We start from the raw sequence: 14,450 nt of genomic DNA on the forward strand, positions 1-14,450 counted from the left end.
CCGCGCGCCGGGTCCATTCAAGGCCGGGCTTTTCCATCGGGCCGGGCTCATTCTAGGGATGACCGACATGACGCGCATCCGCACTGCGCTCCTCGCCACGGCCCTCACCGTCGCCGGATCCGCTGCCTTCGCCCAGCAGGGCGGTGGCCCGAGCTTCGAGGCCAATGTCGTCGGCGGCCTGCTCAGCGGCCTCGGCCTCGTCGAGACAGCGAGGCCCCCGATCGACTACCGCGAGCGCGCGCCGCTCGTCCTGCCGCGCGGCAATGCCCTGCCGCCGCCGCAGGAATCGGCCGCCGCCCGCAATCCGAACTGGCCGAACGATCCCGACGTCGCCAGGGCGCGCGCCGCCGGCCTCGCCGCCAACACGCCGATCCAGCGTGACGAGTTCGGTCGTACCATGACCAATGCCGAGCTGCGCTCCCGCCAGGGCGGCTGGTTCGGCGGAGGCTCCGTCGACACCACCCGCGACCGCTCGCAGGCGCAGATTTCCGGCCCCGCCACGGTCGACGAGATGCGCGTCGCGCCGATCTGGTCGCAGGTCGGCTCGCTGTTCGGCGGATCGGCCCGCGACAACCAGGTCGTGCCCTTCCCCGGCGAGCCCACCAGGCGGCGCCTGGTCGAGCCGCCGCCGGGCTACCGCACCGCCTCGCCGGACGCCCCCTATGGGCCGGTCGGCCGACGCCCCGACGATCCGCAGGCGCCGAATGCGCGCAGTTCGTCGGGCCAGGACCCGGCAGGTCCGCGAAACTGACCGGCGGGGGCTGATCACGATGCTCAATCGCCTGTCTTCCGGCCGCCCGACCGACGGCGAGGCCGAACTGCGCTATCTCGACGCCGATTTTCGCATCGTGCGGCCCGGCACCTTCGTGCGCTGCGCCGTCACCGGCCAGCAGATCGCGCTGGACGACCTGAAATACTGGAGCGTCGCCCGGCAGGAGGCCTATTCGGGCCCGCCGGCGGTGCTGCAGCGGCTGCATCCCGAGCGGTTCAAGGCCTTCGCGGCGCGCTGAGCCCGTCGAGCAGGGCGCCGACGGCGTCCGCATCCCCGACCTCCAGATGCACGCTCACCACCCGCGTCGCGGCGGCGAGCCTGTCGAGTGCCGGCGAGCCCCGGAGCTTCACCGCGTCCTTCTCGGTGGTGACGAGGGGAAGGCCGGTGCGCTCAGCCTCCCCGAGCAGCCGCTCCGCATCGTCCGTGCCGTAGACATGGTGATCGGCGAAGGGCCGCAGCATGGCATTGCGCGTGCCGGCGGCGCCGAGCGTCTCGGCGAATTTGGCCGGCCGGCCGATGCCGCAGAAGGCGAGGACGTCGCGGCCGGCGAGCCACGCCGCCGTCCCGGCCTCGATGACAAGCCGTCCGTGCAGGACCGTGCGGCCGGCCGCCCGCATCTCGGCGGCGAGCGCCTCCCCCGCCGCGCCCTCGCCGACGACCAGCAGCGCGTCGGCGCGGGCGACCTGCGGGGCGAAAGGCGCGCGAAGCGGGCCTGCCGGCAGCACCCGGCCGTTGCCGAGGCCGGCGGCGCCGTCCACCACCAGGATCGCGACGTCCTTGGCGAGAGCGGGATTCTGGAAGCCGTCGTCCATGACGACGATGTCGGCCCCGCCGGCAACGGCGAGCGCCGCTCCGGACGGTCGGTCGCGGGCCACCACGGTCGGAAAGCGCCGGGCATGCAGCAGGGGCTCGTCACCGACATCGGCGGCGCTGTGGAGCGCGGGATCGACGACGAGCGGCCCGGCGAGGCGGCCGCCATAGCCGCGCGTCAGGATGAAGGGGTGCCGGCCGCGGGCGGCGAGCAGCCCGGCGATCCACTGCGCCGCGGGGGTCTTGCCGGCGCCGCCGACGGTCGGATTCCCGATGCAGATCACCGGAACGGCGGCGCGGGCGCCGGGCCGGCCCATGCGGGCGAGGGTGACGGCACCGACGAGCGCCCCGAGCGGGGCGAGCAGGCGGCCGGCCGCCGCATCCGGGTCCGACCAGAAGGCGGGCGCCTTCACGAGCGGCCCGCCATCAATTGCCCCGCACGGCGAGGCTGAGGAAATAGGGCTCGATGGCGGCGAGCGTGCGATCCAGCGCGCCGCCGAGCGCCGTGACGGTCTCGCCGGCCGCCTCACGCTGGCGCACCCGCTCGTCCTGGTCGGTGAGCAGCAGCAGCGCCGCGGCGGCGAGATCGCGGGCATTGTCGACCTGCCGCGCCGCCCGGTTCTCCGCCAGCGCCGCATAGACCGCGGCGAAATTGAACACATGCGGCCCGTGCAGGATGGCGGCGCCGAGCTTGCCGGGCTCGATCGGGTTCTGCCCGCCATGGCGGATCAGCGAGCCGCCGAGAAAGGCGACGGGAGCCGCCCGGTAGAACAGGCCCATCTCGCCGAGCGTGTCGGCGACATAGACGGCGTGGCGCACCTTCGGCAATTCGCCGCGCGAGCGCTGGCCGACCTGCAGGCCCGCCGCTTCCGCCAGCGCCACGATGGCGGCGCCGCGTTCGGGGTGGCGCGGCGCGATGATGGTGAGGAGGTTGGTCAGGCGCGGCGCCATCATCCGGTGCGCGTCGAGGATGATCTCGTCCTCGCCGTCGTGGGTCGAGGCGGCGAGGAAGACCGGACGGCGGCCGATCGAATCGGCCAGCGCCATGGCGGCGGCGGGCTCGGCCTCGGGAGCCGGCACGTCGAACTTGAGGTTCCCTGTCGTGGACACGCGCGGAGCCCCCAGCGCCTCGACCCGGCGGGCGTCGTCGACGGTCTGCATCAGGCAGAGCTCGAAGCGCGAGAACAGCGCCTTGATGGATCGCGGGACGCGCTGCCAGCTCTTGAAGGAGCGTTCGGACATGCGGCCGTTCACCTGGATCAGCGGCGTTCCGCGCGCCGTGGTGCGCAGGATGAGGTTCGGCCAGAGCTCGGATTCGGCGAAGATGGCGAGATCCGGCCGCCAATGGTCGAGGAACCGCTCGATGAAGGACGGCACGTCCCAGGGCATGAACTGGTGGATCGCGCCGCGCGGCAGGCGGCGGGCGGCCAGCGCCGCGGCGGTGAGGGTCACGGTGGTGACCAGCACGGTCAGGCCGCGCGCCTGCAGGCGCTCGACCAGGGGAATGATGGAGAGGAGCTCGCCGACACTGGCGCCATGGAGCCAGATCACCCGTCCGGGGGGCCGCTCGACGGTGGCGAAGCCGCGGCGCTCCTGGACGCGTTCCGGATCCTCCTTGCCGCGCTTCAGCCGCCGCCGGGCGAGCAGCGCCGCGATCGGGGCCATCAGCGCGGTCACCCCGACATAGGCGCGCAGCGTCAGGGGCGTGCGGAACGGGCGGTCACGCATCGGGCGGCCCGGCCACCGGCGCGGGAGGGCGGCGGGTCGCCGCAGCGACCTCGCGTGCCGCCATCAGGCCGGCGACGACCTCCTGCGACCAGAGTTCAGGCTTCGCCCGGCCCTCGGCAATGGCATAGGCGCGTTCGGTCGCCGCATTGAGCGCCGCCTCGACCTGTTTCCGGTAGATCTCGAGGGTGGCGGCATCGGCATGGGCCGGCACCCAGATCGGCGCGGCGGCGACCGCCGCGCCGCGCGAGAAGGGCAGGTTGACGCTCGCCTTGTCCCAGGATTTCAGGTCGATGCGGCGGGCGGTGGCGACGGCGATCGGCAGGATCGGGCGGCCGCTCTGCTTGGCCAGCATGACGATGCCGAGGCCGGCCCGCTTGGCGACCTTGGGGACGTCGGCGGTCAGCGCCATGGTCTCGCCGTCGGCCAGCGCCTCCAGCATCTTGAAATAGGCACTGACGCCGCCCTTGCGGGCGAACTCGCCCTTGTGGTCGCCGGAACCGCGGATGGTGCGCACGCCGAGCTTCTCGGCGGCGATGGCGTTCATCTCACCGTCGGCGGAGCGCGAGATCAGCACCGCGGCGCGGTATTCCGGCCGCTTCACGAAGGGCGAGAGGAAGTGCTGGCCGTGCCACATCGCGAAGATGACCGGCAGGTTCTCGTCGGCATAGTCGTAGATGTTCGGCGGATCGAGCTGAAACCGGCCGGTGCGCCAGACCAGGCGCAGATAGCCTGCGAGCAGCGAGCCCGCGGCGGAGCGCACCCTTTCGGAGCGCGCCAGACGCTTGAGGAAGGACACCTGGACCGATGCCGCCGGTCAGGCCGCTTCCGGATCGAGCAGGCGGTGCAGGTGAACGATGAAATAGCGCATATGCGCATTGTCCACGGTCTGCTGGGCCTTGCCCTTCCAGGCGGCGTGAGCGGAGGCATAGTTCGGATAGACGCCGACGATGTCGAGCTTGGAAAGGTCACGGAACTCGGTTCCGTCCAGCCGGGTCAGCTCGCCGCCGAACACCAGGTGCGGGAGTTGTTTGGACTCGCCCGTCGCAGTCATGATGATGGTCTTCCCCTCAGGTCGTCCGGCCGCGGCGGCGGTCTTCCCCGACAACCTGCCTGAGAAGCTCATGCAGCGGGGAACCGGCACAAACGAGCGGAAAATGCGTTGGAACCGGCCTGTTGTAGCAGGGCACGGTTCCGTCGAGGCCGGTCAGTGATGCCCCCGCTTCCTGCACCAAAAGATCGGCCGCCGCAAGATCCCAGTCGTGGCTCTGGCCGCCGGCGAAACCGGCGTCGATCTCGCCGGCCGCGACCTTGGCGAAGCGCAGGGCGAGCGAGTGGATCTTCGGCAGGGCCGTGGCGCCGGCCTTCTCGGCCGAGATCGTCATGGGCTTGGGGCCTGCCACCACGGCGCCGTCGATGCCGGCGCGCTGCAGCGAGACGAGGGGTCGGCCGCCGACGCTCGCGCCGTGGCCGCGGGCGGCGACGAAGGTGCGCCCGGCCACCGGTTCGGCGAGGGCGGCGGCCACCGGCCGGCCGTCCCGCACCACGGCCAGCGAGATGGTCCAGTCCGGCAGGCCGGCGGCGAAGGCGCGGGTGCCGTCGATGGGATCGACGATGAAGACCTCACGGCGGTCGAGGCGGGAGGGATCATCCGCCGTCTCCTCCGACAGCCAGCCGAAACCGGGGCGCGCCTCGCCGAGCCTCTGCTTCAGGAAGCGGTCGACGGCGATGTCGGCTTCGGTGACCGGGGAGGCGCCGGCCTTGGTCCAGGTGCGCATGCCGCGGCGGGCATAGTCGAGCGCCATGGCGCCGGCCTCTTCGGCCAGCGCCGCCAGGAGGTCGCGCAGGACGAGATCGTCAGCGTCCGGCAACGGTGAGGCCCTCGACCAGAACGGTGGGGGCGTCGGTGCCGTGACGCAGGACGAGGTCGTCGGCCGGGGTGAGATGGGCGAACACGTCGATGAGGTTGCCGGCGATGGTGATCTCGGCGACGGGATAGGCGAGCTCGCCGTTCTCGATCCAGTAGCCCGAACAGCCGCGGGAATAGTCACCCGTGACCATGTTGACGCCGCTGCCGATCATGTCGGTGACGTAGAGCCCGTCCTTGATGGCGCCGATCATGTCCGCCGGGCTGACCGTGCCGGCGGCCAGATAGAGGTTGGTCGGCCCGGGCGAGGGCGGTGCGCCGGTGCCGCGGCTGGCATGGCCGGTGGTCGTCAGGCCGAGTTCGGCGGCTGTGGCGCTGTCGAGGAGCCAGCTGGTGAGAATGCCATCCTCGACGAGGGTCAGCGGCCGTGCGGCGACGCCTTCGCCGTCGAAGGGCCGCGAGCGCAGGCCGCGCCGCCGCAGCGGATCGTCGATGATCCGGACACCGGCCCGGAACAGCCGCTGCCCCAGCTTCTCGCGCAGGAACGAGGTCTTGCGCGCCACGGCCTGGCCGTTGGCGGCGGAGGCGAGATAGGAGGGAAAGCTCGCGGCGGTGCGCGGGTCGAAGATCACCGGCACCTTAGTCGTGTCGACCTTGCGGGGGCTCAGGCGGCGCACGGCCCTTTCGCCGGCATTGCGGCCGATGGTCTCCGGGGCGTCGAGGTCGGCGCGGTGGCGCACGGCGCTGTAATCGTAGTCGCGCTCCATGCCGGTGCCCTCGCCGGCGATCGCCGTCACCGAGAAGGAGGTGGAGGAGCCGAGCGTCGCCCCTTCGAAGCCGGTGGAGGTGACGAGCGCAAAGCCGCCGATACCGGCGCCGGCGCCTGAACCACCGGATTTCGACACGCCGGTGACGGCGAGGGCCGCCGCCTCGGCGCGGCGGGCGAAATCCTCGAGATCGGCCACCGCCGTCATCACCGGGTCGATCAGGTCGAGATCCGGCCAGGCTTTCGCCAGATCGGCGGGATCGGCGAGGCGGGCATAGGGGTCTTCCGGCGCGACGCGGGCGATGGCGACCGCCCGCTCGGCCAGTGCCGCGACGTCCTCGCGCGGATCGTTGGAGGAGACGGAGGCGCTGCGCCGGCCAACGAAGACGCGCAGGCCGATATCGTCGCCCTCGGAGCGTTCCGAACTCTCCACCTTGCCCTCGCGCATCTGCACGCCGACGGACACGCCGCGCACGGCCATGACGTCGGCGGCATCGGCGCCGGCCTTCAGCGCCGCGGCGACCAGACGGCGGCCCTGCTCGAGCAAGTGGCCGGTATCGAGGAGATCGGACATGAACAGCCTTGGGACCAGGTGCCCGCGGGAACGTGCGGGCGGGTATCCCCCGTGTAGGCATCGCAGGCGCCGGTTTCAAGACAGGGATCGCGGCCGCGGCCGGACCATCAGGCTTCGTTCATCCTCTTCTTCAAGGAGAACGCAACCACGAAGCCCAAGCATTGGGAAAGCACATCGCCGAAGGCTTTCTCAAGCATGCGCGAAGGTCAGCGTTTGTCGCGGTCCGATTGAGGTCCGCTTAACCGTCCAGCTTAAGCGCTCGGACAAGAAATGCTGCCAGAGTTCTCCCAACGACGGGGCGAGAGCCGGTTCGAGCCGGCCGAAGACCCCAAGGGAGCATGCAGTGTTGCGTCAAACAGAGCCCGGCGTCCTCGCCGCCGGGATCGGGGCCTCTTTGCGCCTCGATCCCGCCCAACTGCCGACCCGCTATGCCGCGCCCGACCGGGGTGCGGACAGCGGCCAGCGGTCCATCGACCTCCATGCCGACCGGGTGGTCATCCGCCGCATCTCCAGCGGCGCGCGGATGAAGCTCCAGCTGCCGGTGTCGTCCTATCGCGGCGTCGCCGTCCGGGTGCGCGACGACGCGTCCCGGCAGGCCGACAATGTCGAGGTCGTGCTGGTCCATGCCGATCCGGCGCTCAGCGTGCCGCTGGTGTCGATGGCGGATGCCGACGACGTCGTCGCCGACTGGCAGCTCTGGGGCCAGGCGCTCTGCCTGCCGCTGCTCATCGAGGATCACGACGGGGCGATGCGCGAGGCCTTCCCGCGGCTCGGCGCCGTCATGCTCGGCCGTCCCGGCCCGCGCCGCCGCCGCCGCTCGACCCTGAAGGACCGCCGTCCCGCCGCCCTCATGCGCCGCAAGGCCTGCAGCGGCGTCGCCGGGCGCCCGGTTTATCACGAGCGCGAGATCATCGCCCGCAACTGACCGGTCTCGCAGAACTGTGACCGATTCGACCCGTCCCCCGGGCAGCCCTGATGTTGCCACGCGGCGGTGCCACAGCTATGGCCTTGTACTTGACCCCGCGGGGATTGGTGAGGACACAGCCATGCTGTCGCGCAGACATTTCATCGAAGGTACGGTCGGCCTCGGCCTCGTCGCCGGCCTCGTCGCCGGCTTCGCGCCTGCCGCCCTGGCGCAGCGCCGGACGCAGACCGAGACGGTCGACGTCGCCCAGCTCATGCAGCCGGGTCCGCTCGGCGATGTCTGGCTCGGCCGGGCCGACGCGCCGGTGACCATCGTCGAATATGCCTCGCTCACCTGCGGCCATTGCGCCACCTTCCACGTCAACACCCTGCCCGAGCTGAAGAAGAAGTACATCGAGACCGGCAAGGTCAGGCTCGTTTTCCGCGAATTCGCGCTGAACCAGCTCGACGCCGCCGTCTACATGCTGACACGTTGCGCGCTGAACGCCGACGGCAAGGCCGGCGAGGGTGTCGACCCGACCCGCTATTTCGCCCTCGTCGAGGTGTTCTTCCAGCAGCAGCGGACCTGGGCCTTCGGCGGCAATCCGCTCGAGGCGGTCACCGCCATCACCCGGCAGGCCGGCATCACCCAGGTGCAGTTCGAAACCTGCCTCAACAACCAGGCGATCCTCGACGCGCTCAACGCGACGCGCGAGCGGGCCTCTTCGGCCTTCGGCGTGGAATCGACCCCGACCTTCTTCATCAACGGCAGGCGGATGCTCGGCGCCCAGCCGATGGCCGAGTTCGAAAAGATCATCGACCCGCTGCTGCCGGCCTGATCGGGCGCTCGCGCTTTCGGCTTCAGAAAACCGCCGGGATCGCTCCCGGCGGTTCTCCTGATCGCAGCGGGCGGGTGCCCGGATCTCAGTTCAGCTTCGCCTTGATCTCGGCGATGCCGGAGGTCATCAGCTTGTCGCCGGCGGCGCCCCGGGCGAGATCGGCGAGGACCGAGCCGGCGGCGATGGTGGCGACGTCGGCCGCGGCGGCGCGCACGTCGGCGATGGCCTGGGCCTCGGCCTGGGCGATCTTGGTCTCCGCCATCCGGGTACGGCGGACGACGAATTCCTCGATCTTGGCCTTGCCCTCGGCGGCGAGGCGCTCGGCCTCGACCCTGGCGGCCGTGACGATGTCGCGGGCCTCCTGCTCGGCGCTCTGCTGGCGCCGGCGATAGTCGGCGACGATGGCTTCGGCGTCCTCACGCAGGCGCTCGGCCTCGGCGAGTTCGGCGGCGATGCGGCTGGAACGCGCGTCGAGCGCGTTCAGGATCTTGGTATGGGCCCCCATCTTCCAGCAGATGGCGAAGAAGATGATGAGGCCGATCCAGTTCGGCAGATAATCCGACATCCGGCCCTCCTCAGCGCTTCAGCGCGGCGTCGACCGCCGCTTCGAGGCGGGCCGCGTCAGCCCCGGTCCCGGCCAGCCGCTGGACGATGGCCTCGGCCGTCTCGACGGCGATGGAACGGACATTGCCCATGGCGGCGGCGCGGGCGGTGCCGATCTGGGCCTCCGCCGCGGCGAGGTCGCCGGCGAGCTTCGCCTCCAGGGCCTTGCGCTCGGCATCGGCCTCGGCGGTGATCTTCGCCCGGGTTTCGGTAGCGATGGCCTGCGAGCTGGCGCGCGCTTCCGCGAGTGCCTTCTCATAGGACAGGGTTGCCGCGTCGGCCTCGGCCTTCATCGCCTGCGCCGCGGCGAGATCGCCGGAGATGCGGCTTGCCCGCTCCTCCAGGATGCCGCCGATACGCGGCGCGATGAACTTCGACATCAGGTAGTAGAGCAGGCCGAAGGAGATCGCCAGCCAGAGCAGCTGCGACCCGTAGGTTTCCACGCGGAAGGCCGGGAAACCGCCTTTGGAGGGGACCTGGGTCCCTTGAGTGGTGTTCGTCGCCATTGCGGGACCCTATCGGCGCGATCCGGCCGGGAGGCCGTCACGCGGAAACGAGAGCCGGCCGGAGCCGGGCGGGAACGCCGGATCGGCCGCGGACCGGGACCCCGAGAGGGCCCCGGCGCGACCGAGACGTCCGCCGCGGATCAGACCACGAAGAGCAGGACGAGGGCGACGACGAGCGCGAAGATGCCGAGGCCTTCCGCGAGCGCTGCGCCGACGATGGCGTTGGTGAACTGGCCGGCCGCGGCCGACGGGTTGCGCAGGGCGCCGGCAACGAAGTTGCCGAAGATGTTGCCCACGCCCATGGCCGCGAGGCCCATGCCGAGGCAAGCGAGACCAGCGCCGATGTACTTGGCTGCAACCGGATCCATTTTGAACTCCTGTCAGGTGTTGGGAGCGAAGGGAGGGATGGGGAGGCCTGCCGTCACAGGATCAGTGATGGCCAGGATGGAGGGCGTCGTTGAGGTAGATGCAGGTCAGGATCGTGAAGACATAGGCCTGCAGGGCAGCGACGAGAAATTCCAGCGCGGTGAGCGCGGTGATCATGAAAACCGGCAGGGCGGCGCCGAGGAAGCCGAGGGCGCCGGCGCCGGCCATGGCGGTCACGAAGCCGGCGAAGACCTTCAGCGCGATATGGCCGGCGGTCATGTTGCCGAACAGACGCAGCGACAGCGAGATCGGGCGGGAGATGAAGGAGATCACCTCGATGACGACGATCAGCGGCAGGATGACCTTGGGCAGGCCCGACGGCGCGAAGAGCGCGAACCAGTGGGTGCCGTGCTTCCAGATGCCGTAGACGATGACGGTGGAGATCACCAGCATCGCCAGTGCGGCGGTGACGATGATGTGGCTGGTCACGGTGAAGGCGCCGGGGACCATGCCCACCAGGTTGGCCAGCAGCACGAACATGAAGAGCGAGAAGACGAGCGGGAAGAACTTCATCCCGTCGGTGCCGGCCGTCTGTCGAACCGTTCCGGCGACGAATTCATAGGCCATCTCGGCCATCGACTGCATGCGCGTCGGCACGAGGCGACGACCGGAGGTCGTCAGCAGCAGGAACGCGGCCGTCAGGCCGACGATGATGAACATGTGGAGCGCGGAGTTGGTGAAAGAGAAATCACCGGTGCCAATCGTGATCGGAACGATGGGGACGAGCTCGAACTGTTTGATCGGATCGGCCATCGCCGGTCTGCTCCCGCATGCGGTCTAGTCGAGGGTCGGAACGGCCGTTCAGCCTTCCCGATTGGCCCGCTGCGCCGACTTGACGAGGTTGTAGATCCCCGTCGCGAAGCCCAGCAGAAGAAACACGATGAGACCCCAGGGCCGCGTTCCGGCGAACCGGTCCACGAGCCAGCCGATCAGCGCCCCGGCAAGGACGCCGGAGACGAAATCGGCCGAGAAGCGGAAGAGCTTCACCAGCCCGGACGGCGCCTGGGCCGCCCGGCCGTCCGGCGCTGCTCCCGTGGATCGCTCGCGCTCGATGGCTTCGAGCCTGGATTCAAGGGCGCGCCGCCGCGCGTCGAGGTCGGATTCCTGGAGGGACGTTCCAGGCGTCTTGCCGTCGTTATGGTCGCCTGACGTCATGGCCAGCCTCCTCGGCCGGCTCGTCGTCAGGGCATAACGACAATAAGGTCGCCGGACTGCCAACCCCCTGAAAGCCGGGCACACCTATAGTGATGCCACGAAAACGTGTCAAGGACGCGGGGAAACAATATAAGTTATTGAAATACATATGCTTTATCGTGCTCTGGCGGATTTACTCACCTGCTCTGCGACATAGCGCGCGCAGTGCAGCATCTATCGGGCAATGCTAGAGTTTCGCCGCGACATGCGACGGGACGCAGGCGAGGACGGCGAAGTCGGGGCACGGCGCGTCGCGTCCCCGGCGGGGCTCCGGGCGCCGCGTCTGCGAGGAGGAGAGCCCCATGGACACCGCCGCACCTGCCGCAGCCCTCGTCGGCGCCGCCCCGGCCCATCCGCTCGACCCGCTGTCGGGGCCAGAGATCGCCGCGGCCCGGGCGATCCTGATGGCGGACAAGGCGCTGCCCGACAGCACCCGCTTCGCCACGCTGCAGCTCGACGAGCCGCTGAAGGCCGAGATCGCCGCCTGGACTCCGGGCCGGCCGATCCGCCGGCGGGCCTTCGCCGTCACCATCGACAGCATCAGCGGGGCCGTGCACGAGGCGCTGGTCGATATCGGCGCCGGCGCCGTCATCGCCTTCGCGACACGCGATACCCGGGCGGCCCCCTACGGCCAGCCGCCGGTGATCATCGAGGAGTTCTTCAAGGCCGGCGACATCGTCAAGGCCGATCCCGGCTGGCGGGCGGCGATGACCCGGCGCGGCCTCACCGAGAACGAGATCGCGCTCGTCCAGGTCGACCCCTTCTCGGCCGGCTATTTCGGCCGCGAGGCCGAACTCGGCCGCCGCCTGGTCAGCGCGGTCAGCTATTATCGCGCCGAGGCCAACGACAACGGCTATGCCTCGCCGATCGAGGGCGTCGTCGCCCTCGTCGATCTCGTCGAGAACCGCGTCGTTCATCTCGTCGACGAGGAGGAGATCGTGCCGATCCCGCGGAAGCGGCGGAACTACGACCGGGCGTCCCTGCCGCCGCCGCGAACCGACCTGAAATCCCTGAACATCGTCCAGCCGGAGGGGCCGAGCTTCAGCGTCGACGGCTGGAAGGTCGACTGGCAGAACTGGTCGTTCCGCATCGGCTTCACGCCGCGCGAGGGGCTGGTGCTGCACCAGCTCGGCATCCGCGACCAGGGCCGGGAAAGACCGATCCTGCACCGCGCCAGCGTCACGGAGATGGTCGTGCCCTATGCAGACCCCACCGCCAACCATTTCTGGAAGAGCGCTTTCGATGCCGGCGAATATGGCCTCGGAAAGCTCGCCAACGCCCTCGAACTCGGCTGCGACTGCCTCGGCCTGATCCACTATTTCGACGTGCCCATGGCGGACGATGCCGGCCATCCCGTCGTCATGCCCAACGCCGTCTGCATGCACGAGGAGGATTACGGCCTCCTGTGGAAGCATTACGAAATGCGCACCGGCGTGTTCGAGGCGCGCCGCTCGCGCCGCCTCGTGATCTCCTTCTTCGCGACGGTCGGAAACTACGATTACGGCTTCTACTGGTATCTCTACCAGGACGGCACGATCCAGCTGGAGGCCAAGCTGACCGGCATCATCCAGACCGCAGCGGTGGCGCCCGGCAAGGCCTATCCCTGGGGCGGCATGGTGGACGAGGGCCTCGGCGGCCCGACCCACCAGCACTTCTTCAACGTGCGCATGCACATGGCGCTGGACGGCGAGGGCAACACCGTCACCGAGCACGAATTCGTGCCGCGCCCCTGGGGCGCCGACAACCCCTATGGCAACGTCTTCGACACGACGTCGCGGGTGCTGGCGAACGAGCGCGACGCCGCCCGCGAGGCCGACGGGCGGACCGGTCGCTACTGGAAGATCACCAATCCCAACCGGACGAACAGCGTCGGCAAGCCGACCGGCTACAAGCTGGTCGTCCAGCCGAGCCCGCTGATGCTGGCGCAGGAGGGCTCGACGGTGGCCCAGCGCGGCGGCTTCGCCACGAAGCATGTCTGGGTGACGCCCTTCGACCCCGCCGAGAAATATGCCAGCGGCGACTATCCCAACCAGCATGCCGGGGGCGACGGCCTGCCGGCCTATGTGAAACAGGGCCGTTCCATCGAGAATGCCGACCTCGTGGTCTGGCACTCCTTCGGCCATACCCATGTCTGCAAGCCCGAGGATTTCCCGGTCATGCCGATGGAATATGCCGGCTTCATGCTGAAGCCCAACGGCTTCTTCGCCGAAAACCCGGCGATGGACCTGCCCCCTGAGACGAATGCCGCCAGCGTGCAGCACGGGGCGGGCAAGGCCGAGGGTGCCAGCGGCGACTGCTGCTGCGGATAGGGGTACTGGCGCACCTCAGGCACTGGAACGCCTCTCGCCGGCGGGCGCTGCACACCTCTCTCCGCCGGGGAGAGGTAAGGTAAGCGGCGGCGCGATCAGCTGCAGCCGCAATTGCCGAACATGACAAGAATCTACAGGACCAGCGTCACGCTGTCAAGGACTTTGATCCTATATTTTTCAGTGGCCGTCGTTGGCACGACCTCGTCGTTTCCGTCATGGCCGGCACGAGGCCGGGCAGGCGATCGGCGGCTCACTCCGCGGCGATGAGCTGCTCGGCGCGGCCGAGGTCGACGCTGACCAGGGTCGAGACACCGCGCTCGGCCATGGTGACGCCGAAGAGCCGGTTCATGCGGCTCATGGTGATGGGATTATGGGTGATGACGACGAAGCGCGTGTCGGTGGTCCGCGCCATCTCGTCGAGCAGGTCGCAATAGCGCTCGACATTGGCGTCGTCGAGCGGCGCGTCGACCTCGTCCAGCACACAGATCGGCGCCGGATTGGTTAGGAAGACCGCGAAGATCAGGGCGATGGCGGTCAGCGCCTGCTCGCCGCCGGAGAGCAGCGACAGGGTCTGCGGCTTCTTGCCCGGCGGCTTGGCCAGGATGTCGAGGCCGGCCTCCAGCGGATCGTCGGATTCGACCAGCTGCAGCTCGGCGGTGCCGCCGCCGAACAGGGTGGTAAACAGGCGCTGGAAGTTCTCGTTGACGATGGCGAAGGAGGCGAGCAGCCGCTCGCGGCCTTCGCGGTTGAGCGAGCCGATGGCAGTGCGCAGCTTCTTGATGGCCTCGACGAGGTCGTCGCGCTCTCGCACCATGCCGTCGAACTGCGCCTGGACCTCGGTCAGCTCGTCATCGGCGCGCAGGTTGACGCCGCCGAGGCGTTCGCGTTCGCGGCGGAAGCCGTCGAGCTGGTCCTCGACGCGGCGGGCCTCGGGGAGCGCCGCGTCGGGGGCAAGGCCGGCGATGCGGGTGAGGGCGAGCGGCTCGGTCTCGAACTTCTCGGCGATCTCGGTGCCGATCTCCCGGATCCGCAGGCGGGCCGCCTCGAGCCGCGCCTCGGTCCGTACGAAGGCCTCGCGGGCTCCGGTCATGGCCTCGAGAGCGGCGCGGGCGGCACGGTCGGCGGCGGCCAGCGCCGTCTCGCCGGCGGCGAGGGC

The 14,450-nt window shown here is 69.9% G+C and carries 16 protein-coding genes and 1 pseudogene; 5 read left to right on the forward strand and 12 right to left on the reverse strand.

The genetic code is table 11. The annotated features are described in order from the left end of the window. The first annotated feature begins 67 nt into the window (after positions 1-67). Both Q8O26_RS03940 and Q8O26_RS03945 read left to right on the forward strand, forming a co-directional pair. Complete coding sequence (locus Q8O26_RS03940) at positions 68-751, forward strand: hypothetical protein (protein ID WP_305573691.1); 684 nt, start codon at positions 68-70, stop codon at positions 749-751. Positions 752-770: 19 nt separating this feature from the next. After that, positions 771-1,010, forward strand: coding sequence for a DUF2093 domain-containing protein (locus tag Q8O26_RS03945; protein WP_305573693.1), 240 nt, complete (start codon positions 771-773; stop codon positions 1,008-1,010). Here the strand turns inward: Q8O26_RS03945 and lpxK are convergent. From lpxK to Q8O26_RS03975, 6 genes are read right to left on the reverse strand one after another with little or no spacing between them, the layout of a single operon-like run. Beyond that, the gene (gene lpxK, locus Q8O26_RS03950; protein ID WP_305573695.1) at positions 988-1,995 is read right to left on the reverse strand and encodes a tetraacyldisaccharide 4'-kinase; all 1,008 of its coding nucleotides are present in this window, start codon (positions 1,993-1,995) and stop codon (positions 988-990) included. The two genes, Q8O26_RS03945 and lpxK, sit on opposite strands and share 23 nt — an antisense overlap. A 13-nt stretch (positions 1,996-2,008) precedes the next feature. Continuing rightward, positions 2,009-3,310, reverse strand: a complete 1,302-nt coding sequence (locus Q8O26_RS03955; protein ID WP_305573697.1) for a 3-deoxy-D-manno-octulosonic acid transferase — start codon at positions 3,308-3,310, stop codon at positions 2,009-2,011. Further along, a complete protein-coding gene (locus Q8O26_RS03960) occupies positions 3,303-4,106 on the reverse strand; it encodes a lysophospholipid acyltransferase family protein (RefSeq protein WP_305573699.1) in 804 nt (267 codons plus the stop codon). Before Q8O26_RS03960 ends, Q8O26_RS03955 begins: the two co-directional genes overlap by 8 nt. Positions 4,107-4,124: 18 nt before the next feature. Further along, positions 4,125-4,361, reverse strand: a complete 237-nt coding sequence (locus Q8O26_RS03965; RefSeq protein WP_305573700.1) for a DUF4170 domain-containing protein — start codon at positions 4,359-4,361, stop codon at positions 4,125-4,127. Between the two features lie 16 nt (positions 4,362-4,377). Then, entirely contained in the window at positions 4,378-5,178 is an 801-nt protein-coding gene (locus Q8O26_RS03970) for a 3'(2'),5'-bisphosphate nucleotidase CysQ (protein WP_305573701.1), read from the reverse strand. Further along, the gene (locus tag Q8O26_RS03975; protein ID WP_305573703.1) at positions 5,165-6,514 is read right to left on the reverse strand and encodes a TldD/PmbA family protein; all 1,350 of its coding nucleotides are present in this window, start codon (positions 6,512-6,514) and stop codon (positions 5,165-5,167) included. The genes Q8O26_RS03970 and Q8O26_RS03975 overlap by 14 nt, the downstream gene beginning before the upstream one ends. Positions 6,515-6,860: 346 nt before the next feature. Between Q8O26_RS03975 and Q8O26_RS03980 the strand changes: the two genes are divergently transcribed. Beyond that, entirely contained in the window at positions 6,861-7,439 is a 579-nt protein-coding gene (locus tag Q8O26_RS03980) for a DUF6101 family protein (RefSeq protein WP_371134442.1), read from the forward strand. Between the two features lie 121 nt (positions 7,440-7,560). After that, positions 7,561-8,256 (forward strand): DsbA family protein, encoded by a 696-nt coding sequence (locus Q8O26_RS03985; protein WP_305573707.1) that lies wholly within the window; start codon positions 7,561-7,563, stop codon positions 8,254-8,256. 85 nt (positions 8,257-8,341) lie between these two features. Here the strand turns inward: Q8O26_RS03985 and Q8O26_RS03990 are convergent, their stop codons facing one another. From Q8O26_RS03990 to Q8O26_RS04010, 5 genes are all read right to left on the reverse strand, one after another. Further along, positions 8,342-8,821, reverse strand: coding sequence for an ATP F0F1 synthase subunit B (locus tag Q8O26_RS03990; RefSeq protein ID WP_305573709.1), 480 nt, complete (start codon positions 8,819-8,821; stop codon positions 8,342-8,344). Between the two features lie 10 nt (positions 8,822-8,831). Then, positions 8,832-9,365, reverse strand: coding sequence for a F0F1 ATP synthase subunit B (locus Q8O26_RS03995; protein ID WP_305573711.1), 534 nt, complete (start codon positions 9,363-9,365; stop codon positions 8,832-8,834). Positions 9,366-9,505: 140 nt separating this feature from the next. Continuing rightward, the gene (locus Q8O26_RS04000; RefSeq protein ID WP_305573713.1) at positions 9,506-9,733 is read right to left on the reverse strand and encodes a F0F1 ATP synthase subunit C; all 228 of its coding nucleotides are present in this window, start codon (positions 9,731-9,733) and stop codon (positions 9,506-9,508) included. 61 nt (positions 9,734-9,794) lie between these two features. Next, complete coding sequence (locus tag Q8O26_RS04005; protein WP_305573715.1) at positions 9,795-10,544, reverse strand: F0F1 ATP synthase subunit A; 750 nt, start codon at positions 10,542-10,544, stop codon at positions 9,795-9,797. A 48-nt stretch (positions 10,545-10,592) separates the two neighbouring features. Further along, positions 10,593-10,946, reverse strand: a complete 354-nt coding sequence (locus tag Q8O26_RS04010; RefSeq protein ID WP_305573717.1) for an AtpZ/AtpI family protein — start codon at positions 10,944-10,946, stop codon at positions 10,593-10,595. 341 nt (positions 10,947-11,287) lie between these two features. On the opposite strand from Q8O26_RS04010, the gene Q8O26_RS04015 reads away from it, so the two are divergent. Beyond that, positions 11,288-13,294, forward strand: a complete 2,007-nt coding sequence (locus tag Q8O26_RS04015; RefSeq protein WP_305573719.1) for a primary-amine oxidase — start codon at positions 11,288-11,290, stop codon at positions 13,292-13,294. Positions 13,295-13,544: 250 nt separating this feature from the next. Here the strand turns inward: Q8O26_RS04015 and Q8O26_RS04020 are convergent. After that, positions 13,545-14,450 (reverse strand): annotated as a pseudogene (locus Q8O26_RS04020) (chromosome segregation protein SMC); the annotation flags it as partial.

Source organism: Phreatobacter sp., assembly GCF_030691135.1.
Lineage (GTDB): Bacteria > Pseudomonadota > Alphaproteobacteria > Rhizobiales > Phreatobacteraceae > Phreatobacter.

What these genes read in the sequence shown, in the direction of transcription:
- Q8O26_RS03945 (WP_305573693.1), top strand. Translation starts at nt 771, where the DNA reads ATGCTCAATCGCCTGTCTTCCGGCCGCCCGACCGACGGCGAGGCCGAA.
- Q8O26_RS03985 (WP_305573707.1), top strand. Translation starts at nt 7,561, where the DNA reads ATGCTGTCGCGCAGACATTTCATCGAAGGTACGGTCGGCCTCGGCCTC.
- Q8O26_RS04000 (WP_305573713.1), bottom strand. Translation starts at nt 9,733, where the DNA reads ATGGATCCGGTTGCAGCCAAGTACATCGGCGCTGGTCTCGCTTGCCTC.
- Q8O26_RS03940 (WP_305573691.1), top strand. Translation starts at nt 68, where the DNA reads ATGACGCGCATCCGCACTGCGCTCCTCGCCACGGCCCTCACCGTCGCC.
- Q8O26_RS03975 (WP_305573703.1), bottom strand. Translation starts at nt 6,514, where the DNA reads ATGTCCGATCTCCTCGATACCGGCCACTTGCTCGAGCAGGGCCGCCGT.
- Q8O26_RS03995 (WP_305573711.1), bottom strand. Translation starts at nt 9,365, where the DNA reads ATGGCGACGAACACCACTCAAGGGACCCAGGTCCCCTCCAAAGGCGGT.
- Q8O26_RS04005 (WP_305573715.1), bottom strand. Translation starts at nt 10,544, where the DNA reads ATGGCCGATCCGATCAAACAGTTCGAGCTCGTCCCCATCGTTCCGATC.
- Q8O26_RS03965 (WP_305573700.1), bottom strand. Translation starts at nt 4,361, where the DNA reads ATGACTGCGACGGGCGAGTCCAAACAACTCCCGCACCTGGTGTTCGGC.
- Q8O26_RS03955 (WP_305573697.1), bottom strand. Translation starts at nt 3,310, where the DNA reads ATGCGTGACCGCCCGTTCCGCACGCCCCTGACGCTGCGCGCCTATGTC.
- Q8O26_RS04015 (WP_305573719.1), top strand. Translation starts at nt 11,288, where the DNA reads ATGGACACCGCCGCACCTGCCGCAGCCCTCGTCGGCGCCGCCCCGGCC.
- Q8O26_RS03990 (WP_305573709.1), bottom strand. Translation starts at nt 8,821, where the DNA reads ATGTCGGATTATCTGCCGAACTGGATCGGCCTCATCATCTTCTTCGCC.
- Q8O26_RS04010 (WP_305573717.1), bottom strand. Translation starts at nt 10,946, where the DNA reads ATGACGTCAGGCGACCATAACGACGGCAAGACGCCTGGAACGTCCCTC.